Here is a 24,120-nt window from a genome sequence, read left to right as displayed (position 1 = left end):
TTACATCCAAGGGAGTAGTGGTTTGATAATTGTTTTTTAGTTTTTGATAAAGTCGTTTTTGTGTTTGTCAAATACTAAAACAACTTACAGTTAAAGAGTTGAATGACAGTCATTTTTCCTTATGAGGTTTTATGCCACTATCTAAGAAAGCATACTGCGTTTAACTTGTGTAACTTACCTATAGGATGCCAGGATGGGTTTTATCTCAATCCTCTATCGTTACGAGGCTGTAAGAAAAAGTTAAACAAATGAAAGGATGCACAATGCACTATTATGTAGGTATAGATATAGCAAAGAGTTTTCATGTTGCCTGTGTGGTTAATCAAGATGATAAAGTAATAAAGAAGTCACTCAAGTTTAATAATGACGAGAATGGCTTTAGTGAATTGGTTTTACTTTTGAACTCTATTGATGAAGTTTCAACCTTTACCATTGGTATGGAAGCAACAGGAATCTTCTTTGAAAATCTCTACCTTTATTTGAGTGAAAAAGGATTTAATGTACTATTACTCAATCCTTATCAAACAAATAGATTTAGAGAGATGGACAGTATGAAAAAAGTAAAAAATGACAACATTGATGCTTTAATGATAGCAGCTCTTATCAAATCAGGTAGATACTCTAAAGCTTATGTGAGTGAAGATACTTACCAAAGTATTAAATCACTCTATAGACATAAGAATAATCTCCTTGAGGAGATAAAAAAGCATAAACGACAGATATCTACACTCTTAGCTGTAGTATTTCCTGAGATGGAACAGGTAATAAAAGACCCATTTAATGTAACGGGGCTTGCTCTACTTGAAAAGTATCCAACTGCAAAGCATTATGAGTATGCCAGTGCGCAGAGGATACTTAAAACTTTTCGAGGTATTAAAGGCAATAACTTTAATGAGCAAAAAGCCAAAAAGCTTTTAGAGTTAGCCAAACACTCTGTCTATCAGGGTAATGGTGTAGATGAGAGAGCTTATGTCATAAAGTCTCATATTCGACTTATTAAACTTCTACAAGAGGAGCTTAAAGAGCTTGAAAATGAGATGCTAAAGCTTTTTCATCAAGCACCACAACTTGAGAGGGATGAGGAGCAAGAGGTCATGGATATTATTGATAACCTTCGAACCATTCCTGGTGTAAGTGATAAAACCATCTTTGCACTCATTAGTGAGTGTGGGGATTTGAGCAGGTTTAAAAACAACTCTCATCTTATTGGTTATTTGGGCCTCTATCCTACACTGGAGCAATCTGGCAATAAGCTTAGTTATGGTCCTATTGCAAAGAGAGGTGCAAAGTTAGCTAAAAAAGCGTTATATCAAGCTGCCATTGCAGCTATTAGACATAATAATGAACTTAATAAGCTCTTTAGAGACAAGGTCTCTCAAGGCAGAGCCAAAAAAGAGGCTGTAGTCATTGTTGCAAGGAAACTTGCTCATATCATTTTAGCTATTTATAAAAACAATGTTGCCTATAATCCTCAAAGGGTATTTCAGGCATCAGTATCTTAAGTTTCATTCAACTATTTAACAATAAGTTGTTATAGAACTTGATAAACACTATATAGGCAATTATATAACAGTCTATACCCTCAAGGGGCACCTAGCACTTTATCATTGTCAACCAAACAGTTTTTAGGTGTTTGATTATTGCAACACTTGAGTCAAATTCTAGATAATGACTTGTAAAAAGTGCTTCAAAAATCAAACTCTCTTAAGAGCCAAAAGGCTCTCAAAATGTTCTTTGAAAGTTTATTGTTACGGGACTATTGTCTTTTTTATTTTTTCGCTCCGTTTAAGTTATTCTTTATAGGATTGCTTTATGCAACTGTAGCATGTTTTTTTTCCCATTCGGCAAATTTTGGTGTGAAATACTCAATCCGTACCTTTTTAAACTCTTTTGATGAGTACAGAGGCATGTAGTCTTTTGATTCTATCTCCTGTGCCATCTCCTCAATCATGGCATTTGTCTCTTGTGTCGTTTTTCCGTGGACCATTGTAAAGAGATTATAGGGCCAGTTTTTGTATTTTGGACGCAGGTAGCAGTGACTTACGGCAGAAAAAGCCGCTGCTTTTGCACCTATCTCATCACCAATCGTTTCATCAACATCCCACACGACCATGGCATTTGCATTGAAACCTGCTTTTCTGTGGTTTAAAATGGAGGCAAACCGTCTCATGACACCGGCTTCTTGTAACTCCTGCAGGGTATTGAAAAAAGTTTCATAGTCTATATCGAGATCATTGATGATATCAGCAAACGGTTCACTGACAAAGTCAATGTCATACTGCACTCTTTGAATAATTTTATGGTGCAAAGGTGTCAGTTTTATATCTTTATGGAGAACTTTTTTCACCTCTTCTTTTTTTTCGTCTTTTCCTGTCGTATTGAGTTTGACATTGATTTTAAAAAGCTTCAATGTAGGCAGAACAATATAATCATCTGCCTCAGTAAGGCTGGCAAGCGTTTGTATTGTTTTTTCTAAACCCAAAACAGAATCAGGTGCAACTGCCATGGTAAACCAGATGTTAAAATCATGGTTTCTTTCGTAGTTATGCGAAACACCAGGATGGGCATTGATAATCTTTACGGCAGTGCTGATTTTTTCTTCGGGAATTTTAAACGCAACCAAAGATGACTTGTACCCCAGGCGTTTTGTGTCAAATATGGCGGAAGTCTGCCGTATAATATTGGCTTTTTTTTCTGCTTGCAATATCTCTAAAACTTCATCTTCTCGCATACCCAACTCATCAGCAATCACCTCAAAAGGTTTTTGTACCAACGGAAACTTTTTCTGTATTCTTGAAAGTATCTCTTGTTTCATCTGTATTACTTTATATTAATTTTTAGCATAATGATTGTATCTATCTTTATCTAAATTTAAATTGATATTTGTCAAGAACTTTATGTCTGTATATGTTATGATTAGATTACAAAAACTTAAGTAAGGGTATTTGAAATGGCTTATTTTCCGGCATTTTTAAAATTAGATGGTAAAAAAATTCTTATAGTAGGTGGCGGAAACATTGCGTATGAAAAATTGGAACATCTTTTGGATTTTACGAAGGATATACATGTAGTTGCACAGGAATATTCCGATGCAATGATGGAATGTATAGAAAAAGAAAAGCTCACATGGGAAAAACGTGCATATAAAGAGGGTGATATAAAAGATTTTGCCATGGTTGTAATTGCTGTGGATAATATTGCACTGCAGGCAGAAATATTTGAAGAGTCTAAAAAATATAATTGTCTTTGTAACGCTGTTGATTCTGTTGATTATTGTGATTTTATTTTTCCTTCATATATCAAAGAAGATGATCTGATTATTGCAATATCAACGTCAGGGGCTTCTCCCGCTGTGGCAAAACATCTGAGAAGATATTTACAGAAGATGATTCCGAGCAGCATTGCAGAGTTTTTAAAAGAGATGAAGGTATTACGGACACGTCTGCCCAAGGGAAAAGAGAGAATGAAAATGCTTGATGAAAAAGCAAAAAATTATATACAAAACTGGAGTAAGTAATGAATGTAAAAAAAGGATTGTTTTTAGGATTGTTGTTTGCATTTTTTGCACTTGGATTTATAGCAATACAAAAAGCCACACCGGATGCAAAACCGCACAGAATTTATAAAGAGATTAAAGTCTACAGTCCTTATAAATTTGAAAAAACGATTGGCGGTCTTGCCATTGTTGACACACGTACCGGTACAAAAGAAAAACCGGATGCGGCAGACTCATTGTATCGCATGGATGAACTGGACCAAAAGTGGGGAAAAAAACATTTGAAAGTTGTCGGAAATGATGTTATTGTCCTTGGCGATGCAAATCAAACAGTGAGAAAAATCTATATAGAGACAAAAGAAGAAAGAAACTGGCTGAAAAAGTTTTTTGGCATCTAATCTTATATTCGTTTTATAAAGGGAGTGCATTATGCTACGTTTGGCTTTTTTGGCTATTGTTATTATAGTTGGCTGGATAGAACTGCTACCTTATATAATTCCAAACAAGCCAAAACAGCTCTACAGTGATGATCAACTTCGTGAAATTGCCTTAAGCAGAGGCATGTCCCCTGTTCCCAAAGAGTATGATAGATTTTTAAAACTGCTGGATTCAAAAGAAAATCCGATAACAAAAGAGAAAGTAGCTTTAGGCAGAAGTCTGTACTTTGACACAATACTTTCGCAGGATAAAACAATCAGCTGTGCTTCTTGTCATATGCTGAAAAAAAATCCTCATAATAAAAAGCAGTTTTTAGATGACCTGACACATCCCCAGGCAAAAACCGACTGTATGGTATGTCACATTAAGGATGAAAGCGGCAGTGACAGACTCTCTGCGGCAATAGGAGTGGGTGCCAAAACTGCTCCAAACCATTTAAACACACCGACAATATTAAATTCAGCCTTGGCAAAATACAGAATGTGGGATGGTTCACTCACAAGCTCCAAAGCAGCTGTAGCTCCGATGATACATGATAAATACAAAATGAATCTATCGGCACAGGCAGTCGAAACAAGGCTAAAAAACAACCAGAGATATCAACAAACTTTTGAAAAGACTTTTTCGGACGGCGTGACCTTTGAAAATGTCTGTAAGGCTTTGGATGTTTACCAAAAAACACTTTTGACACGCAGTGCCTATGACAGATTTTTGGAAGGGGACAATGCAGCAATGAGTGCAGAGGCAAAAAGAGGTTTTCGAAACTTCATTCAGCTCGGATGCAAAGGGTGTCATACGGGCATAACAGTCGGAGGGCAGACCGTCCAGAAATTTCCGACACGAAATTATAATCATATCATAGATGTCACCGGTATTTTCAGCACACAATACATTGGGCGTGATGTGGCTGCTTTTGATTTTAATGTGAAGCCGTACAGCAGATATCCTTTTGAAAACAAGGGCGGATTTTTAGGCAAAAACAACGAACAGCTTTTTCGGGTGCCTATTTTGCGCAATGTTACCAAAACATCTCCCTATTTTCATAACGGAGCCGTATTTGATTTGCGCGAAGCTGTCCGTATTATGGGAAAATACCAGTTAAGCATGGAGTTGACAGAGATACAGATAGATGAAATCGTAGCATTTTTAAAATCACTTGAAGGTGATGTTGTTGAGTATAAGGAACTGCAATGAAAATTTTATTTATAAATCTTGATATTCTTTTTATGTTTATCAGCGGCATACTTTTGATGAATTATTTTTCTATAACGTGGTCCTATTTCCGTGTTATCGAGTTTTTACATATTTTTGGTTCTATTATACTTACCATTATGTTTGTCCTTCCTTTTTTATACAGGCATATCTATGAAAGCATGATTCTAATGAAACACAAGAGTAAAAGCGGGGTAGCATTTGCCGTTGTGTTTGTCCTTCTGCTTGTCAGCGGAACATATTTGTTTCTAGTGGGAAACAGGGGTGGCGATATGTATGGAATACTCTCCTACTCTCTTCATTTGTACGGTTCTTTTGTGCTGTTGTTGTTATTGGCATTACATCTTAAAAAGTTTTTTGTGCTAAGATATCTCAACAGTGGAGCGTTTCTGATACTTTTGTTCTTTCCAAATTATGTATATTCCAGTTCAGAGAAATTGACAAATATTGTTTTTTCCGACGGTGCAAAGCGTCACCACAGCATAGACTGGACAAACTCTGTTACATGTAAGGCATGCCATCCTGAGATATTTAAACAGTGGGCGGATTCAAATCACAGACATCTTGCAGACTCTAATCCTTACTATATGGTACTGGAAAATTTGGCAGAAATGGACAGAGGCAAAGAGTTTAGAAAGTGGTGTATGGGGTGTCATAATCCGAGTGCTGTGAGTATGGAGCAAGAGCGGACAACGCACTTTATGCAGGACAACAGTATGCCTGAGCCACTTTTCACAAAGGGCTCCCAAAACCTGATAAATGAATTTAAAAAGCATCCAAACAGACTGGAACAGGGTGTTTCCTGCATTGCATGTCACCGTATAACAGAGGCAAAGCCCGGGGGAAACAGTTCATATACGCTGAACCTTACAAAAAGAAAAAAGTATCTCTATGAAGACGCACATACAGATATGAAAGTATGGATAAGCCAAAAGCTTATCAATGCCAAACCTCAGGTTCATAAGCAAGAGTATATGAAGCCTTTGTATAAAAAAAGTGAGTACTGTGCATCTTGTCACAATGAATTTTTACCACACAGTGGAAAGAAGGTTGTATCAACCTATGAACAGTGGAAAAAATCACCTTATAACAATCCGAAGAAGCCAAAAGAGCATAAAGAGTGTATCGATTGTCATATGACCTATTTATCGGAGGGAAAATTTTCTCCGCTTCATGGAAAATCAACTCTCGGAGGCAGCAACAAAAAAGATATAAAAGTACACTACTTTGCAGGAGGAAATCATTTCTTAGCCGGTTTGAAAAACAAAGAAAATGAGTCACAGTCGCTGCAGCTTTTAAAAACATCGGCAAAATTGGATGTGCAACTTGACAAAGGGCTCCTGTATGTAGGCGTAAAAAATGTCGGAGCAGGACATAAGCTTCCTACCGGCGCAGCAGATTTTCGAGAACTTTGGCTTGATGTTACCGTAAAAGACAGAGACGGTAAAACTGTTTTAAGCAGCGGAAAACTCAATAAAGAGGGAGAGATAGAAAAAGGGTCTGTTATTTTTAACAAAGTTTTTGGCGATAAAGAGGGTAATCCTGTCGGATTGTTTTTTTGGCGTTATGAAAAACTGCTCAAAGATACAAGAATTCCTGCAGGCAAACGGGTTGTAGAAAAATTTTCTTTACAAAAAGAACTTCACTATCCTTTACATGTAAAGATAAAACTTAACTTTAGAATTTATCCGCAGTGGGTAACAAATGTTGTCAAAGCAGCATACCCGCAACTGCCGGATCCGCCTGTTATTACAATTAAAGAAATAGAGAAACAGTTTGATTAAAAGTATAGTTATTGTTACTCTTTTGACTTTTTATGCTAATGCTTTTATGGTGGAGAGTTCTTATGAAAAAGCACATGCAAAGGCTTTAAAAACAGGAAAATTTTTGGTCGTTTTTTTGACGAAAAAGAATTGTTCACAGTGCGATGCAGAACTTGCCAAAATTATTCATAATAAAGCAATATCCTTGGCTATTGACAGGTATGCTGTTTTTGTTATAATAAAGGACGGGCAAAAAGAGAGTTATCCTGTAGAAATGTTATATACAATACAATATCCTGCACTTTTTATTCTTGATACTAATGAATTGCCTCAATGCAGTGCTTTAACTGTGAAGCTTGACATTCAAGATATTGTTCAATGTCTTCATTTTGACTAATTTAAAGCTTCAAAAGCTTCCCCAATGCTATCATATTTCTGGGCTATAAAAAGATAAACAGCAGCATTTAAACGTGCTAGTTTTAAATACTCGTCTGAAGGGTTGTTTAGCTGTTGCAATGAGTCTTGCAATGTGATTTTATCCCATGATTTTTTATAATTAATTCCGTAATATTGCGGATCTACTATTATTTCTTCAACATCATCTCCGTTCGCAAGCCACAAACGTCCTTTACTGAAAAGCTCAGGTGTTCCTTCATTCCCTTGTATTAAAGCGAATTTTTCATATCTGTCTGAAAAAATTTCAACATATTTTTTGACATAAGGTTTATGAAATACACCTGTAATTGCATAACTGCTGTTTGCAACCTTTGGTAATTTTTCTATAGTATTAAAACCGCTTCTGAGCCCCAGCTTGTTTCTGATATCAGTGAGATTATGAAGTTTGTTGCAGTAGTCTTTTCGGTCAAAATATTTAATATTTTGGCTAAGAGATATATTTTCACATATGTCTTTAATAGTGATTCCGTCTTTTGCCGGTTGTTTGTCATCACCCATAATAACTAAACTCAAATCTGTTTTTTCAAGAATCTTAGCTACTAAGGGAAATATATATGGATTTTTTGCTTTGCCGTCAAAAGGGTACCCCAATTCTATCGAATCTGGAATATTCTCTTTTTTGGTATATTCGTCACATGCGTGCAAAGCTCCACGGAACTCCTCGGTTGTTTCAGGCTTGAGTCTCCAACCTAGCAAAAATGCGGCAATCTGTTCACTTGGAACACTCTGGTCCAAAACCTGCTGCATCATATCTTTACTCTCTTCAAAGCTTAAATCTCTGTTGCCTTTGGGACCCGTGCCGACTGCATGTATATATTTAAAAAAATCCATTTAATACCTTTTGTTTTCTTTTCTTTGTAAAGTGTATCAAAAGTATATAAATATAACTACTCCTTTAGTTCTTTTTCTATAGCCTCTTGCAAATCATCATCTTTTGGTGAAAGATTGAAATATCTTTTGGTAAAAATAATTGTAACAGCTTTCATGCTTCCATGTTTTTCTTTTTCTGCGATCAGCGCATTTTCTTTAAACTCGGTCATTCTCCATCCCTCTTTTTCACCGGCTTTACGAATCAAATCATGGACTTCTCTGAGTGGTATAGCATGCTTGAAATGTGAGAATTTAGCAGTTTTTGCATCTTCTGAAGAGACAGATGTGGTTGTGGAACAGGCATTAAAAACCAGCGTGCCTAAAAGTATTGAAACAGTCGAAATTATAATTTTTTTCATAGTAACCCCTTTGTTATATGATATAATAATAACCATAAAGAAAAATTTAATTTAGAGGGATTTTGATGACACTTCACGATATTATGATTATTTTGGTGCTAACTTTTCCAATGTTTATTTTTACAATCTATCCGGCAATCAGATTGAGTGATTATTTGGAGGCACATCATAAGATTCAAGAGTCTCAAAAACGTGCTGTTATGGTAATGGTGACATTTTTAGGTGCACTTTTTCTTTCTTTATTATTATATTATATATAACAAAGGGGTTCGTGTGAAAAAACTACTTTGGACAATATTGCTGGGCTCTTTACTGTATGGATCTTCGGACACAGCTTTTGAAGCATTTCATGAAGGAAATTATAAAAAAGCATTCACCATACTCAATACAAAAGCGAAGCAGGGGAATATGAATGCAACATATAACCTTTCGTTGATGTATTATAACGGATATGGAGTAGAACAAAATATTTCTAAGGCAGCAGAACTGTTGGAACGTGCCGCAAAAGCGGGACATAAAAAAGCAGTGCAAAATGTTGGACGGATATATATGCAGGCAATGAATTTTGAAAAAGCTGCAGAGTGGTTAAAACAAAATGCCAAAGAGGGGGATACTCAGGCATATTATCTTCTCAGTGAAATTTATGTAACACAAAATAAATTCAAAAAGGCAAAAAAATGGGCACAAAAAGCGATGAAAGCCGGAAACCCGGAAGCTACACTGTTATACAAAGAGTATAATCTGCAAAATTACTAACTAAGGGTGAAACCAATTAAGCTGATCTCTCAGCGTCACAACTTTTCCTACGATAATGAGGGCAGGGGTTGGAACGCCTTTGGCTTTTTGTACAATATCACCAAGTGTTCCAATGACAACACTTTGATCTTTTGTCGTGCCTCGTGATATAACAGCACAGGGGTAGTCCTGAGATTTTCCTACCTCTATCAGTTTTGACGAAATTTTTGCAAGATTATGGAGCCCCATTAGAAAGATAATAGTGTCGTCGGTTTTAAAATTTTCCCAGGCAATCTGAGACTCTTTTTTATTTGGCGATTCATGCCCGGTGACGACTCTAAAACTCACGGCTATACCGCGATGCGTAACAGGAATTCCGGCATAGGCAGGAACACTGATTGCAGAGGTTATACCGGGAATAATCTCAAACTTTACACCTCTTTCATGCAGATACGCACCTTCTTCTCCGCCTCGACCAAAGACAAAAGGGTCTCCGCCTTTGAGACGTACGACAACATTATGTTGCAGTGCATTTTGGTAAATGACCTCATTGATTTCATCCTGCGGCAGTGTATGCCTGCCGTCTTCTTTGCCTACATAGACAAATTTACAGCCGTCTTTTGCCATCTCCAAAATTTCGGGATTTGCCAAACGGTCATATATAATGACATCAGCTTCACCGATGACCCGGTGTGCTTTCATGGTTAACAGCTCAATATCTCCGGGACCGGCTCCGGTCAAATAGACTCTGCTCATTACTCTTTTTCCTCATAAATAAATATTCCCGATGGTTTTTTTATAGTGAAAATTTCACGTTTTAGCCACCAGCCTTTTGTATTGATTACCGCTACCTCGTTTGCATCATTGACAGAAACATATAAGTAAGGCTTCTCTTTGGACCATCTTACATGTAACACCTTCCCGTCAAACTGAAATCTCTTGATGATTTTTAATGTTTTTGTATCTATGATTTGAATGACCGGAAACTTTTTACCGCTGAATGTCACAGCCAAATATTTTTTATCAGGAGAAAGTGCCGTAAATACAGGCATGCCTTCTGTCTTGATGGATGTTATGAACTTGAATTTCGGAGTAAATACAAAAACTTTATTGTCTCCTACGGCGGGAATAAATATTTTAGAATTGCTCACCGACCAAAAGCCAAAGTGCGGTACTTTTAAAACAGGTTCTCTCTCACCCAGCTGCAAGGGAATCTTTTTAAACTTCATAGTATCCAAATTCAGTTCACCGATCCAAGGACTGTTGAAGAAGCCGTTTACATATTTGTTTCCGTCGAGGAGGGCATCAAAGGGCATAATGCCTACATTTTGAAACTCTTTATACAGCACAAAGTGCGGTTTGCCTTTTCCTTTGTTTGTATCTTTGTATACGGCAATGGTATCTTTGTCCATTTCTGAAAAGACAAGATAGTTTTTATATATTTTAATACCGACATTGCGTGAACCTGTTTTGAGCTTTTGCAGGGGTTTGAGGTCGCGTGAAAGAATATCTACACTTTTGTCATCGTAATTTGCAACGGCAACATAGTTGTTGCTGATGACAAAACCAATGGCACTCTTGCTCGTTTTATATTCAGAGAGCTTTTTTTCGGTGACGGGATTAAATCGCATGATATACCCGTCACGAGAGATGAGGTAGCCGTCTTTACCATAGAACTTCATTACGCCATGATTCATATTATGCATATGCTCCATATGATTTCTCGGCAGCCCGTCTTCTATAACGGCTACGGAACTGCTTTCACGCTCTACGACAAATACTTTTTCATGTGCATTTGCACTTACATGTAATGATAAGGCTAGAAATACAACTGCCAAAAAGTTTTTTATTTTCATTATACTGTCTCTCTTTCTTCTTTAGTTAAGTAACAAGACGGGTCTTCACTCCATAAGTCACCTGTGATTGCATAGGCACGTGCCCGACTGCCGCCGTTACATATATCTATCTGCTTACATGTAGAGCAGATACCGCTGATTTGTGTTCGAGGATGAATACGAAGTTCATCTAAAAGTTTTCCGCTTTGCCAAATATCACCGAAATCCTGATGAATGATATTGCCGACTATAAGAGGAAAAAACGGGTCGGGACGGACATCTCCTTCGCTGTTAATATTTAAAAGTTTACGTCCTGCGGAATTTCCGCCCCATTTGACAAGTCTTTGTCTCATCTTTTCTTTCAGATGGGGATATTTCTGTGCAAATTTATTCAAAAAAGCAACAGCATCCATTTCCATATTTCCGGTGACTATTTCTATCTCTCGCCCGTTTTCATAGTATTCAAAGGCTTTATCGAGTATAAAATCAACAGCTTCTTTGCGTTGTTCTTTTGTCAAATCCATTTTTAGGTTATCTAATCCTCGCCCGGAATAGACTAGATGAGAAATATATATTTTTGGAATATTATGCTTCTCAACCAGATCAAAAATATATTCAAGCGAACCGATAGTGTCTTTTGTCATTGTAAAGCGGATGCCGACTTTTGCACCCGTTTCATTTGCCAAAAGGACAGACTTGAGTGTCTCTTTAAAGGCACCTTTTAGCCCTCTGAAATAGTCATGGGTTGCTTCATCACCGTCAATGCTCACACCGACATAGTTAAAAGTGTCGGTAATTCTTTTGATATTGCCTTTGGTAAAATAGAGCCCGTTGCTTGAGAGGTAGGTAATGATGCCGTGCTCTTTGCAAAAGTCGGCGATTTCAAAGAGGTCTTTTCTTGTTAAGGGTTCGCCCCCCGAAAAGATGATAAATTTGACACCATTGGCTTTCATCTCCAAGATGGTTTTTTTAATCTGTTGTGTTGTGAGGGTATCTACTTCATCCAAGGTTGATTTTGAGTAGCAGTGCAGACAGGAAAGATTACAACGGTTTGTAAAGTTCCAAATAGCAATGCTTCCGTCTAAAATTCTCTCTTTTTTATCTTCGACTACAGAGGCTATGAGGTTAGAGAGTCTAAACATTATTTTTTTCCTTTATATGAAAGAATATAGTCACTGATAGCATCTAGTTCTTGTGCATTAAGATGGAGTTGTGTCATTACGGTTCGTTTATAGCCAAATGCTTTGTACATTGATTTTGGAGAAGCAATATATGCTTCTATTTCTTCTTTTGTTCTTTTTGTGGCAATCTGGGAAAACGGGGGACCAAAGGCCATTGCTGTTTGATGGTGGCATCCCCAACAGTACGTTTGAAAGACTTTTTTACCATCTGGCTTTTGTGCAAAAGCCACAGAGCAAAAAAGTAAAAAAAGAATAATCAGTTTTTTCACTCCATCTCCCTTTTTAAGCAGTGTATATTGTTTATATTGTAGCGAAAATTTACTTGAAATTTTGCTTATAAATCCCAAAAAACAGGGAAAAATTAAATAAAAACCTTATATATATAATTATAAAAAAATATTATGAAAAAAAAGATGATTTATATCAAGTAATGAGAGAATTTCTCCCAAAAAAGGGAGAAATATAAAAATAGAGTCTACGCGCCAGGAATAGACTGTCTGTGTTCGATAGAGTATGTAAACGTCGGTGTCGTCAAACCTTCTATATATTTAACAAATTTACCGGTTTTCGCTTCATAAATACCGATACGACCGGCATTCCATTCTGAAACCATAGTCCATTTCCCATGATTTGCAGGTTCAGCATGTAAAATTCTAGGAATGATTACTTTGCCTTTTTTATCTTTAACAGTAGGGACTTTCCAGCTGTAAAGTGTTTTATGCGTTACCGGATCTATAATGGTTCCTCTTTTTGTACCGACTGTCAAAATTCTATCTGTTTCCAAAGTCTGTTTGTTAATGAGATAGATTTTGTTCCAGTTTGCCGGACCGCCAAGAACGTTGTCTGACCATATAAAAGGCGTATGCTCACTTGTACCGACAAAAAGACCGCCGCCGGCAGTTCTGATATGGGCTACAACATTCCAGTCACTGTCCCAAATCACAACATCACCGACATTCATGCTGTTTGTAGCATAAAGTTGTCCGTATCTGTCGTTGTACCAAGATGAACCCTGTCCCGGGTGTGGCTTGCTTCCTGGACCTGTGTATACTTTGGCAACCAAAGATTTTGTTTTAAAGTCAACTACACCCATCACATCACTTCCTTGAGAAGCCTGCATTAAGTAACGACCTATTTCTTTTCCTTCGTTTTCAAAACCGTCATGCAGGATTTTACCGATATTTGGAATATCTCCGACTATCGGATAGTTTGGTTTTGAATAATCTATAATATAAACATGCCCGGCATCTTTAAGTGCAAAGGCGATATACGGACCATATGGAGTGTCATATACACCGGCTACACGAGAAGAACCGATGTCTCCGTCCATATTGATAACACTCGAAGTAGGGTAAACTTTAAGAGGTTCAAGTGTCATGGCATCCATAAGAACCGCACCTCCCGGAACATAATTCCCTGCCATCAGGTATTTTCCGTCCGGTGAAACTGCCAGACCACGAGAATCACTACCAACCTGACATTCAGCAATTTTTTGCTGACCCGGTGTGTTTAAATCAAACATTGTTACCAGACCTGAACGGGAGATAGAGTATGCATAACGAGGCTGACGTTTATTTGTAACGGTTACATGTACCGCAAATCCGGCAGGATGACGGGAAAGGATTTTACCGGTTGTTCCGTCTACAAAAACAACACGTGCTGCATCTCTTTCTGTCACAAAACAAATATCAGTGTTTTTCTTTACATCAATAGGATTTGGATATTTTTTGAGGAATTTCATTCTGTCGTTGAGCTTTTTCCATCCTCGTTTTACCGCATCAAGCGTAAGGACTTCTATTTTTTTGCCTTTGAAATGCTGAAGATAATCCACCATTTTTTGTGCATCTGCTTTCGTCATTTTATTGGCAAAAGGAGGCATGGCTGTACCCGGACGGCCATTTAAGATTACTTCAGCCAGTGTATAGGCATTTTTCTTCTCAAGTTTAGCCGGACGCAAATCCGCACCGACGCCTCCTTCATGATTGGGACCGTGACAACCCTGACACTCTTTTTCGAACATTTTTTCAACATCCATATGCGAAGTACCCGCAAACAGACCTGTACTGACAACTGCCAATGCTGCAGCTGATATCACTAATTTACCTAATCTCATTTTATTTCTCCTTCTAAAATATGATTAGATATTGACTCAATAAAGAGTCAATACCGACTAGTTCTCATTTTCTAAACGTTTCTTCTCCTGAAAATAGATCCAAATCATTGGAAGTATTATTATTGTGTGCAGAAAAATTGTTAAGGTCAAAGGACCTTGGTTAAGCCAACCGAAAAAACTCGGGTTGACATCTGTAAATGGTTCAAACATTTTATCTCCTTATCTTTCGTGTACTGGGTTTTTACCAGTAGTCAATAAATCTTTTGCCAGGAATATGAAACCGATGAATGTAACGACACCCATGATGAGTCTCCAATCCATTGCCTGAGAAAACCATATACCGCTTTGACCGTCAAAGTATGCTGCCCAGGTAGCACCCATCTGTGCACGGGAAACAAGAACCTGAACATATCCGGCTATGGTAAGTGCCACGGTCATACCGACTACACCGCCGGTAATCATACTGACAGCCCATAATGATGCTTTCGTATGTTTCATAACTTTTATACCGTTTGTACCTTGAACCGCAATATACATCATACCGACCAAAATCGTTGCATAAGCACCAAAGAATGCCAGGTGTCCGTGTGCCGAAGTAAACTGTGTACCGTGAGTATATAGGTTTACCTGTGGCAGTGTATGGAAGAATCCCCAAATACCGGCACCTAAAAAGTTACCAAAGGCATTAAGCACAAACCATGTAAATGCAGGACGATTGGTAATAACAGATTTTACTTTATATTCATCTGTATGCTCATTTGCCATTTCTGCACCTTGCGTTTTCCCCCAGTCATAAAGAACGTGAATAAACATTGCTACAAGCGGTAACGGTTCCAGTGCTGAGAATAGTGCACCGATTTCCCACCAGTACTCAGGTGTTCCAATCCAGAAATAGTGGTGTCCGAGTCCAAGAATACCTGAACCAAAGAGCATCGCAACCTCAATCCATAACCACATTTCAACAACTTTACGGTGTGCCCCGATCATAGTAATAAGACCATAAGCCGCAATCGCACCAACGAAAACTTCCCAGGTAGCCTCAACCCATAAGTGGATTACCCACCACCACCAGTACTGATCAACTGTAATATTGTCCGTAAAGAACATACCTGCCAGATAAAGACCTGCAAAGGCAATCATATCTGCCATAAGAACAGTGACAATTCCTGTCTGTTCCCCTTTCATTCCTGTTAAGAAAAGATTTCCGACAAATCCAAGAGCTACAACGACAATGCCCCAGTCAGCCCAACGAGGTGCTTCAATATATTCACGGCCCTCTGTAATAAACCAGATTGTTGTTGCATCTGCCGGACCTACCTGAATGAACAGATATACAAGTACAACGACAACGATTGCTGCTGCAAAAATCCAAAACAAAAGCTTTCCGATTTTGATACCGACTGTTTCTATACCTGTCTCATCCGGCAGTAACCAGTAAACAGAACCAAACATTGCAAAGACCATCCATACAACGAGTGCGTTAATATGTATAATTCTGGCAATTGAAAAATCCAGAACTCCATATAAAAAACCAGGCATTACATATTGAATCGCTGCCACTAACCCGAAAAGTAATTGGGCGCCAAAGAGAATAGCCGCAAATGTAAAGTACCATGTTGCCAACTGTTTTGATTCACTTCCGACACCTGTTAAATATTTACTTGCCATGAACTGCTCCTTTTATTTTTCCAAAGTTTCTTGGGAAGCCATTTGTGTCAATAGATGACATATGTTTCAAGAAAGCAACTAAACCTTTAGCCTCTTTTGCTGTGATACCTAAATCCGGCATCATACGGGCATGTGTAGGATACTGGTCCGGATGCATAAGGAATTCAGCCATCGCCTCTTCTTTTGTGTTTTTCCCCGTTAGAGCCTGCATCGCACCATCTGGTCCCCATGCAGGGTCTAGCCAAGCTTTTGTCAAGTCAGGTGCATAATATGCGCCATTTCCAAGAAGTGTATGACAATCCATACAGTTTTTGGCCTGTGAGCCTAACTTACCTAAGTGAAGTAAAGCCCCGGCTTCTTCTTCCGAATAGTCATCTCGACCAAAAAACTTTTCTTTTTCCCCAATCACCGGAATTTCATGACCACGTTTTGCGCTCATTTCATACGTGATTTTGTAATTTATAACGGTAGGTCCTGGAACCCTCTTCGTCACCTTGTTTTGTAGATCCTGATCATTTCCCATTGCAATCTGAGCTGACGTATCAAACGTTAACCAAATTAAAAGAACTGATGCAAAACCTGTAACCCACGTTGCTGTTCTTCGCCAGAAACGATTGTCACTCCATACAGATTTATTAGCCACTGTATCCTCCTATAAATTTATTGTCAAAATATATATTAACAATCAATGTTCATTTTCTTCATGAACCTGATTTTGCATATAATAAACAGCAAATGGAAGTAAAAATAATCCAATTGCTGCGACAACTAAAGCTTTTGCAGTAAATTCCCCGACATGCATTAAACTTCCCATTAAATACAAACAATAGGCAGTCAATACCCAAAACATGTATGCAAAAAGCATACTCCACGGTTTTAGTAGTTTAACTTTTACTGCAGTATATATACCAACATAAAATCCTCCAAAAACTAACACAAGTGCTGACGATACAAATATAGTTAGAAAATCATCCAACGCAATTTCCGGTCTGATTATAGATGGATCGATCATTTTACACTCCTTAAACTCTGTTAATATTTTAGAATCATATGTATTCTAGTCTTTTCTGATACTAATAATATTGATATAAATCAATTTTATTAACTAACATAATGATTTTATCTTTTTTTTATAATTAGTGTTACATTAGGTGAAGGATTTTTGTTATTTATTTAAGGAATTATTTATATGGGTAGATTGGTAATAGTTTTTCTTATATTTCTTATATGTAAGCTAGTTACATGTAAGAAAATAGTTGTTGATGCTTTGGACTAATTCTTGCACTCTTTTTTTATAGAGCGCAAGATTGATGTTCTTATTTGCATTTATGTTGTTCTTTATATCATTTGCACAGGCAGTCAGAGCATCTGCACCAATGTTTGCTGAAACACCAATGATATCAAGAAGCAGGCTGTCAGCCTGATCTGCTTTATCGTTTTTGAGTAAAATTTCCAATTCCTCTGCGGAATTACTATAGGTGACAAGAAATTCTTTTAAAATATCATGGTAAAAAGCAGTATCATTGCCACACACCTGCAGACCTCTTTGTATATCTAAAGCAGGTATATCCAAAGAGTTGTCCTCTTGTGCTGATATTTTAGCAGAGTATTTATAAAGAATATCATACAAAGTATCAACCTGCAAAGGCTTTTCAAGATGTTCATCCATACCGGCTTCTTTCATTTTTCTAATGTCATCACTTGCCGTATCTCCACTCAGTGCAATTACGGGAATATGATTGTTTTGGGGATCGTGTCTGATAGCTCTGGTGGCTTCAAATCCGTCAACTCTTGGCATATGTGCGTCCATGAGTATAATGAGAAAATTTTTGTCCGTTTGGAGGATGTCAAGTGCTTCCTGCCCGTCATTTGCCACAACAACTTCTATACCGCTGTCTCCAAGGACTCCAAGGATTACTTTTTGGTTAATGAGATTGTCCTCGGCCAAAAGAATTCTTTCCCCGGCAAATATTTTAAAATCTTCTTTTGTTATCTTTGCATGCCTTGGCACAGTATTTTGTATTTTTTTTTCTTGAATCTCTTTTTGTGGTGTTACAGTAATTTGCCCGCTTTGCTCTGCTTTGAGTTCTTCTTCTTTTTTGGCCGCTTTTGTATCAGCCTCTGTTTTGTTTTTTTGTTTTATCCTAAAATAAATGAGCATAAGCAGAAGTATGGCTGCCAAAGCAAATAATTCATTTTGATACTGTAAAACCATAAGAAGACCCTTTTTTTGTTCTTAGCATAAATCATACAGTATAAAAAATTAAACCTAAATCAAATTTGCTGTATAATCACTAATAAATTTCTATTGACAGGGTGTCTTTTGCAAAATATTCCACATGTTCCGGTTTTATATAAAGAGGTTGTTGAAGCTTTTAAAGATTTACAAGAGGGTATAGTGATAGACTGTACCATGGGGTACGGCGGACACTCGAGTATGATACTTGAAGCCAATCCAAATATAAAGCTCATCGCAATTGATCAGGATCAGACCGCTATAGACTTTTCAACAAAGCGTCTTGAACAATACAGTGAGCGAGTAAGTATAAGAAAAGGGCGTTTTTCAAATGTGATGCAAGAAATTTTGCAAGAGTTTGATCTCGGCGAAATTAAAGGCATTCTTGCGGACATAGGGGTTTCTTCTTTACAGCTTGACCAAAAAGAGCGGGGATTTTCGTATGAGAGTGAGACACTTGACATGCGTATGGACAAAGAGGCACCACTGAGTGCTTTACATGTAGTGAATGAATATGCTAAAAGCGAACTTGAAAAAATACTTTTAGAATACGGAGAACTCAGAAACTATAAAAAAATTGCAGATGCTATTGTGCAAAACCGTCCTTTTGTTTCGGCAAAAGAGTTAAGTGAAGCACTCAAACCACATATGCCAAGAGGCAAGAAGATTCATCCTGCAACACTTTTGATGCAGGCAATCCGCATAGAAGTAAATGACGAACTCGGTGAACTCAAATCACTGCTCAAGAGCATAGAAGAAGCAAAATTACCGGATGCAAAAGTAGCAATAATATCTTTTCACTCTCTTGAAGACAGGATTGTTAAAAGAGAGTTCTCCAAATGGTCCAAATCATGCATATGTCCTCCTGAGGCATTTCGCTGTACATGTGGAAACAACAATCAGCTGGGAAAGATTGTAACGAAAAAACCAATTACGGCGACAGATGAAGAACTCAAAGAAAATGTCAGGAGTCGCAGCGCAAAGATGCGTCTGTTTCAAATGGGTGAAAAATGAGCGAAAAGAACGAACTTTTAGATGAACTTGATAATCTGGTTATATCAAAACAAAAGTTGGGTCTGAACTATTTTTTATATATGCTGCTGGTGTTAACATTTATCGCTATGTTTGCATTTCCTAAAATTTATATTACAGAGCAGATTTACTTTAAAAGCAGAGATATTGCAAAACTCAAAGTAGAATATGATACGCTCAAAGAAGAAAACAAACTCATCCGCGCCTCTGTTGAGTCGATAAAATTTAAAAATCAAATACTAGATACTCTCTTTTAAGGAACAGCAGTGATTCGTAAGTTTATAGAATTTGCTATAGAAAAACCACTTTTAAATCATATACTATTACTCTTTATTTTTATGCTCTCCATTTTTGCATATATCAATATACCCAAAGAGATTTTTCCTCCGATGAATATGGATAAAATAACCATAAAAGGTGGTTATGCAGGAACATCGGCTGATATTTTGGACAAAATGGTTGTGCAGAGTATTGAAAATGATTTACAGAATATTGACGCACTTGAAGATATAAAAAGCAGTATTAAAAACGGTTCATTCAGTATCAGTGCAGACATCAAAAACGGTTCGGATAATATTTTAGTACTCAATGATGTCAAAGATGTAGTGAGCAGTGTAAAAAAAGATTTGCCGGCAGATATGAATGAGCCTGTTGCCAAAATCAAAACACATGCATTTCCCCTTGTACTCATAGCACTTTCTGGAGATGTTTCCAAAGAAACACTGCTAAAACATGCAGATGAGCTCAAAACAGAATTAAGCAAGTTTAAGGATTTGAGTGATATTACAATTCGTGGTGATGCCGATGAAGAGCTGGATATACAGCTTAATCCGCAAAAAATAAGAGCCTACGGACTCTCCTCAACATTGGTTATTGCACAACTCTCCAAAATAAGTTCGATTTTTCCCATAGGCACCATCAAGCAAAAAGCAAATCATCTTTATATTTCTACATATAACGGTGAAAAGACAAAAGAAGCAGTTGAAAATACACTCATTGATGTTGGCGGAAAAAGAGTCAAAATCGGCGATATCGCAGAGGTTTCTTTCAAGTTGAGTGATGAGGTGGAACTCTCCCATTATAATGGTGTACGAAATATTTCAATAAATGTCACAAAAAGCAAAAACGGCAATGCCATTTCTTTGGTAAAAGAGATACGAGAACTTTTAAAAAAACAAGAAGCAAAACATCCTGATTTGGATTATAATATCTATACAGATACTTCTGTATGGATTAAAAACCGCCTCAATACCGTCTTTTCAAATATAATGTTTGGTTTGATGCTTGTTTTTCTGGCAATGCTGATTTTTATAAACAGAGGCATAGCCTTTGTTGTCGCACTCGGTATTCCTGTGAGTTTTATGATAGGGCTTATCGTAACAGAGATATTGGGAGACAGTCTTAATATGCTTTCCCTTCTGGGAGCACTGATTGCGCTTGGAATGCTCGTTGATGAGGCAATAGTTGTAGCCGAGAACATCTACAGACACCTTGAAGAGGGGATGGATAGAAAAGAAGCGGTCATAACAGGTGCGGCAGAGATGTTCCCTGCCGTACTCACCGCAACGCTTACAACAGTTTTTGCATTTTTACCTATGCTTTTGATGACAGGTGAAATGGGAATGTTTATTAAGATTATTCCTATCATGATAACAGTACTGTTACTCTCTTCACTCTTTGAAGCCTTTTATTTTCTTCCCTTGCATGCACATGATTTTTTGAAAGTCTCCAAAGAAGGGAGTTTTACAAAACGATTTTGGCAAAAAATGCACGACTGGTACAGCAGGGCCCTGCATTTTCTTTTTAGAAGAAAGTTTCTCTCTTTGAGTGTTATTGTTGTGAGCATTGTTTTACTTGAATTTATAATGATTAAAAATGCAAAATTTCAGCTTTTTCCGGATTTTGACAATACACAAATATATGTCTATGGAAAGGTAAATATCAACAATGAACTCAAAGATACGGAAAAAATTGTAACAAAACTGGAGAATATCATCCTTAAAAACATAAACAATGAAGATGTCTCCTCTGTAACCTCTGTTATCGGCTTTAAAATGGATGCCAAAAACAGAGCCGAACTTGGTGAGAATATGTTTCATATATTTATAGATTTGCACGAGCGAGCGCCTGAGAATTTTTTTGATACATACATCAGCCCTTATCTCTCTATAGAGTACAATCCTGGAGTACAAACACGTAAAAAAGATGCAAAAGAGATAGCAAAAGAGATTAAAAAAGTACTGCAAAATCAAAAATCAGCTTTTGAAGAGCTTGTTGTAAAAGTTCCTGGTGCAGGGGTGATAGCACATGATGTCGAAATTGGTTTAAGTACAAAAAATGCCCAAAGTGTTATACCCTATCTGAAAATTCTTGAAAAAGAACTCGCAGGTATTAAAGGTGTTTACAATATAGCGGATGATGCAACGCTCGGTGAGAAAGAACTAAAGTTACATGTAAACAGATACGGTCAGGAACTGGGCTTTACGGAACAGGATATTTCAAATGAACTGCGGGCATATTATCTGAAAGGGGAATACGGAAAGCTTTTTAATGAACAGGGGTTGGTGCGTATACGACTTGACAGCAATGTAAATAAAGAAATACGTTCTATACATACAATAGAGTTGCAGGTTCCGGGGTCAGACAAATATGTTGCCTTAAAAGAGATATGTGATTTTGAGTATATCCAAAGCTTTGTAACGCTTAAAAAGGAAAACGGCAAAAGAGTACGCAGTGTTTATGCTTCAACAGACAAAAAAATTATAACATCATCCGAACTTATGAAAAAACTTCAACCGACACTGCAAAAGTTTAAAAAAGAGGGCATTGTTCTAGATATCAAAGGGGAAGAAAAAGAGAATAACAAAAACAAAAGAGAGATGATGCAGTCGGCGCTTATAGCAATATTTTTAATTTTTATTACTTTGGTGTGGCTCTTTGATTCTATAAGAAAATCTTTAATTGTTATCAGTACAATTCCTCTTGTACTTCTGGGTGTTTATGTGGGACACTGGATAATGGGGTTAAACCTGACTATGCCGGGACTCATAGGTATAGTAGGGCTTGCAGGCGTTGTTGTTAATGATGGACTTATTATGGTAGATTTTATAAAAAATGCCAAAAATACAGAAGATCTGATGAAAAGAGCGCAAACACGACTCAGACCGATTCTTTTGACATCGCTGACAACCGTACTGGGGCTTTTAACGCTTATATTTTTTGCATCAGGCCAGGCAAAAATACTCCAACCGATGGCAATATCTTTGGGATATGGTATCGCATGGGCAACAGTGTTAAATTTATTGTATGTCCCTTTGCTTTATGCCGTTGTATATAAAATAAAACCACCTCAGAAAAACAAAGGATAAAAATGAATTTAGAAATAAGTCAGGCTCAGTTTGGTGTAAGACCACCGGTGACAAAACCAATACCGGAATTTTTATTAGAAGTAGGAGAAGAAGGCATCAGAGAACTGATTAGTAAACATTATGATGCAATAAAGCAGAGTGATATTTCTCATCTTTTTCCTCAGGATGATGCAGAATTTGAAAAAGCAAAAGTGAATTCGGCAGACTTTTTCATTCAAATATGCGGAGGACCGAAGTATTTTAATCAAAACAGAGGGGCACCGCAAATGGTCGGTCGTCACGCACCGTTTCGTATTGATGCAAAAGCACGTCAAACATGGCTGGAACTCTATAAGCCGCTCATTGAAGCGTTAAAAGAAAAAGGGGTGACCGAAACATCACTGTACTCATTTTGGAGATATTTAGATATATTTTCAATTTGGATGATAAATACGCAGTAGCCAAGCCTCTAATAAGCATTATATAAGGAAGCTCCTTGTATAATTCCGACCTACCAACAACAAGTGGGTTCTTAGCTCAGTTGGTTAGAGCTCTCGGCTCATAACCGAGCGGTCGAGTGTTCGAGTCACTCAGAACCCACCACTTACATTTTTTAAATCAATTTTAATTTAATTTTCTCATTGCACAGAAGTAAAGGTATATTCGATTATTTGACAATATTATCATATTGCGATAATATAACAATATGATTCAGTCTTTTAAATGCAAATACACAAAACAGCTTTTTAATGGTAAATACCAAAAAAAGTTTTCTCAAGCAGTTAATAATATCGGTAAAAGAAAATTAGATATGTTAGATGCAGCTTTTGCACTGGAAGACTTGAAAGTGCCACCATCTAATCATCTTGAACAATTACAGGGTGATTTAAAAGGTTTTTACAGTATTAGAATTAATAACCAATTTAGACTAATTTTTAAATTTGAAAATTCTAATGCCTATGATATATATATAGATGATTATCATAAATAAGGATTTTTATATGAAAGAGATTAGACCAAGTACACATCCAGGTATTATATTAAAAGAAGAGTTTGCACTCCCCTTGAATTTAACGCAAGCAAAACTCTCAAAAGACTTGAAAGTCGGCATAAAAACACTGAGTGAACTTTATAATGAAAAAAGAGGTATAACGCCACTTATGGCTTTAAAACTCTCTGAATATTTCGGTACAACTCCACAGTTTTGGTTAAATTTACAAAATGCTTATGATTTGTACAAAACATATCAAAAACAAAAAGAAAATTTAAAAGAGATACATAGAGCCGCATAAAATTCTACTAATGGATTTAAGGCATGCTATAGTCTCAATTACCTTATATTTTCGGTTTTTCGATCTATGATTTGAATACTGATTGTT

At 37.1% G+C, this 24,120-nt stretch carries 27 protein-coding genes and 1 tRNA gene; 15 read left to right on the top strand and 13 right to left on the bottom strand.

Annotated features, from left to right (window positions below; all coding sequences use genetic code 11):
* Positions 1-263: 263 nt before the first annotated feature.
* Positions 264-1,502, top strand: a complete 1,239-nt coding sequence (locus tag LCX93_RS08465) for an IS110 family RNA-guided transposase (RefSeq protein ID WP_226065897.1) — start codon at positions 264-266, stop codon at positions 1,500-1,502.
* Positions 1,503-1,810: 308 nt separating this feature from the next.
* Here the strand turns inward: LCX93_RS08465 and ahbA are convergent, their stop codons facing one another.
* Positions 1,811-2,815, bottom strand: coding sequence for a siroheme decarboxylase subunit alpha (gene ahbA / locus LCX93_RS08460; RefSeq protein WP_226065896.1), 1,005 nt, complete (start codon positions 2,813-2,815; stop codon positions 1,811-1,813).
* 135 nt (positions 2,816-2,950) lie between these two features.
* Here ahbA and LCX93_RS08455 point away from each other — a divergent pair, with 135 nt between their 5' ends.
* From LCX93_RS08455 to LCX93_RS08435, 5 genes are read left to right on the top strand one after another with little or no spacing between them, the layout of a single operon-like run.
* Positions 2,951-3,517 carry a precorrin-2 dehydrogenase/sirohydrochlorin ferrochelatase family protein gene (locus LCX93_RS08455; protein ID WP_226065895.1) on the top strand — a complete coding sequence of 189 codons (567 nt, stop codon included), beginning with the start codon at positions 2,951-2,953 and terminating at the stop codon, positions 3,515-3,517.
* Positions 3,517-3,894, top strand: coding sequence for a hypothetical protein (locus tag LCX93_RS08450; RefSeq protein WP_226065894.1), 378 nt, complete (start codon positions 3,517-3,519; stop codon positions 3,892-3,894). Before LCX93_RS08455 ends, LCX93_RS08450 begins: the two co-directional genes overlap by 1 nt.
* Before the next feature lie 31 nt (positions 3,895-3,925).
* Positions 3,926-5,128, top strand: a complete 1,203-nt coding sequence (locus LCX93_RS08445; protein ID WP_226065893.1) for a cytochrome-c peroxidase — start codon at positions 3,926-3,928, stop codon at positions 5,126-5,128.
* Positions 5,125-6,930, top strand: coding sequence for a multiheme c-type cytochrome (locus LCX93_RS08440; protein ID WP_226065892.1), 1,806 nt, complete (start codon positions 5,125-5,127; stop codon positions 6,928-6,930). Before LCX93_RS08445 ends, LCX93_RS08440 begins: the two co-directional genes overlap by 4 nt.
* A complete protein-coding gene (locus LCX93_RS08435; RefSeq protein WP_226065891.1) occupies positions 6,923-7,306 on the top strand; it encodes a thioredoxin family protein in 384 nt (127 codons plus the stop codon). Before LCX93_RS08440 ends, LCX93_RS08435 begins: the two co-directional genes overlap by 8 nt.
* Here LCX93_RS08435 and LCX93_RS08430 read toward each other — a convergent pair.
* Positions 7,303-8,196 carry a glycosyl transferase gene (locus LCX93_RS08430; RefSeq protein ID WP_226065890.1) on the bottom strand — a complete coding sequence of 298 codons (894 nt, stop codon included), beginning with the start codon at positions 8,194-8,196 and terminating at the stop codon, positions 7,303-7,305. The two genes, LCX93_RS08435 and LCX93_RS08430, sit on opposite strands and share 4 nt — an antisense overlap.
* A gap of 56 nt (positions 8,197-8,252) precedes the next feature.
* Complete coding sequence (locus LCX93_RS08425) at positions 8,253-8,594, bottom strand: hypothetical protein (RefSeq protein WP_226065889.1); 342 nt, start codon at positions 8,592-8,594, stop codon at positions 8,253-8,255.
* A gap of 65 nt (positions 8,595-8,659) precedes the next feature.
* Between LCX93_RS08425 and LCX93_RS08420 the strand changes: the two genes are divergently transcribed.
* Entirely contained in the window at positions 8,660-8,854 is a 195-nt protein-coding gene (locus LCX93_RS08420) for a hypothetical protein (protein WP_226065888.1), read from the top strand.
* 13 nt (positions 8,855-8,867) lie between these two features.
* Entirely contained in the window at positions 8,868-9,350 is a 483-nt protein-coding gene (locus tag LCX93_RS08415; protein WP_226065887.1) for a tetratricopeptide repeat protein, read from the top strand.
* Here LCX93_RS08415 and cobA read toward each other — a convergent pair whose 3' ends face one another.
* The 10 genes from cobA to LCX93_RS08365 form a co-directional block, all read right to left on the bottom strand.
* Positions 9,351-10,085, bottom strand: coding sequence for a uroporphyrinogen-III C-methyltransferase (cobA, locus tag LCX93_RS08410; protein WP_226065886.1), 735 nt, complete (start codon positions 10,083-10,085; stop codon positions 9,351-9,353).
* A complete protein-coding gene (locus tag LCX93_RS08405; protein WP_226065885.1) occupies positions 10,085-11,185 on the bottom strand; it encodes a cytochrome D1 domain-containing protein in 1,101 nt (366 codons plus the stop codon). The genes cobA and LCX93_RS08405 overlap by 1 nt, the downstream gene beginning before the upstream one ends.
* Positions 11,185-12,306, bottom strand: a complete 1,122-nt coding sequence (locus tag LCX93_RS08400) for a radical SAM/SPASM domain-containing protein (RefSeq protein ID WP_226065884.1) — start codon at positions 12,304-12,306, stop codon at positions 11,185-11,187. Before LCX93_RS08400 ends, LCX93_RS08405 begins: the two co-directional genes overlap by 1 nt.
* Entirely contained in the window at positions 12,306-12,614 is a 309-nt protein-coding gene (locus LCX93_RS08395; protein WP_226065883.1) for a c-type cytochrome, read from the bottom strand. The genes LCX93_RS08400 and LCX93_RS08395 overlap by 1 nt, the downstream gene beginning before the upstream one ends.
* A gap of 206 nt (positions 12,615-12,820) precedes the next feature.
* On the bottom strand, positions 12,821-14,458 hold the full coding sequence (locus LCX93_RS08390) for a nitrite reductase (protein ID WP_226065882.1): 1,638 nt from the start codon (positions 14,456-14,458) through the stop codon (positions 12,821-12,823).
* Between the two features lie 57 nt (positions 14,459-14,515).
* Positions 14,516-14,668, bottom strand: a complete 153-nt coding sequence (locus LCX93_RS08385; RefSeq protein ID WP_188110045.1) for a hypothetical protein — start codon at positions 14,666-14,668, stop codon at positions 14,516-14,518.
* Between the two features lie 9 nt (positions 14,669-14,677).
* Positions 14,678-16,126, bottom strand: a complete 1,449-nt coding sequence (locus tag LCX93_RS08380) for a cbb3-type cytochrome c oxidase subunit I (RefSeq protein ID WP_226065881.1) — start codon at positions 16,124-16,126, stop codon at positions 14,678-14,680.
* Positions 16,116-16,769, bottom strand: a complete 654-nt coding sequence (locus tag LCX93_RS08375) for a c-type cytochrome (RefSeq protein ID WP_151899971.1) — start codon at positions 16,767-16,769, stop codon at positions 16,116-16,118. Before LCX93_RS08375 ends, LCX93_RS08380 begins: the two co-directional genes overlap by 11 nt.
* A gap of 42 nt (positions 16,770-16,811) precedes the next feature.
* Positions 16,812-17,138 carry a hypothetical protein gene (locus LCX93_RS08370; RefSeq protein WP_151899972.1) on the bottom strand — a complete coding sequence of 109 codons (327 nt, stop codon included), beginning with the start codon at positions 17,136-17,138 and terminating at the stop codon, positions 16,812-16,814.
* Between the two features lie 222 nt (positions 17,139-17,360).
* On the bottom strand, positions 17,361-18,341 hold the full coding sequence (locus LCX93_RS08365) for a response regulator (RefSeq protein WP_226065880.1): 981 nt from the start codon (positions 18,339-18,341) through the stop codon (positions 17,361-17,363).
* Between the two features lie 108 nt (positions 18,342-18,449).
* On the opposite strand from LCX93_RS08365, the gene rsmH reads away from it, so the two are divergent.
* From rsmH to LCX93_RS08330, 7 genes are all read left to right on the top strand, one after another.
* Positions 18,450-19,376 carry a 16S rRNA (cytosine(1402)-N(4))-methyltransferase RsmH gene (gene rsmH, locus LCX93_RS08360; protein WP_226065879.1) on the top strand — a complete coding sequence of 309 codons (927 nt, stop codon included), beginning with the start codon at positions 18,450-18,452 and terminating at the stop codon, positions 19,374-19,376.
* A complete protein-coding gene (locus LCX93_RS08355; protein WP_151899975.1) occupies positions 19,373-19,651 on the top strand; it encodes a hypothetical protein in 279 nt (92 codons plus the stop codon). Before rsmH ends, LCX93_RS08355 begins: the two co-directional genes overlap by 4 nt.
* Before the next feature lie 9 nt (positions 19,652-19,660).
* Positions 19,661-22,762: an efflux RND transporter permease subunit gene (locus LCX93_RS08350; protein ID WP_226065878.1), complete on the top strand. Its 3,102-nt coding sequence runs from the start codon at positions 19,661-19,663 to the stop codon at positions 22,760-22,762.
* Between the two features lie 2 nt (positions 22,763-22,764).
* Positions 22,765-23,202, top strand: coding sequence for a globin domain-containing protein (locus LCX93_RS08345; protein WP_226065877.1), 438 nt, complete (start codon positions 22,765-22,767; stop codon positions 23,200-23,202).
* A gap of 65 nt (positions 23,203-23,267) precedes the next feature.
* Positions 23,268-23,344, top strand: a tRNA-Ile gene (locus LCX93_RS08340).
* A gap of 103 nt (positions 23,345-23,447) precedes the next feature.
* On the top strand, positions 23,448-23,732 hold the full coding sequence (locus LCX93_RS08335; protein WP_226065876.1) for a type II toxin-antitoxin system RelE/ParE family toxin: 285 nt from the start codon (positions 23,448-23,450) through the stop codon (positions 23,730-23,732).
* Between the two features lie 10 nt (positions 23,733-23,742).
* Positions 23,743-24,033 carry a HigA family addiction module antitoxin gene (locus LCX93_RS08330; protein WP_193150127.1) on the top strand — a complete coding sequence of 97 codons (291 nt, stop codon included), beginning with the start codon at positions 23,743-23,745 and terminating at the stop codon, positions 24,031-24,033.
* Positions 24,034-24,120 lie beyond the last annotated feature (87 nt).

Origin of the sequence: Sulfurimonas sp. SWIR-19, assembly GCF_020410885.1 — a bacterium.
Lineage (GTDB): Bacteria > Campylobacterota > Campylobacteria > Campylobacterales > Sulfurimonadaceae > Sulfurimonas > Sulfurimonas sediminis.
The sequence above is the reverse complement of the archived record's forward strand: the minus strand, read 5'-3'. Positions and strand labels throughout refer to the sequence as shown.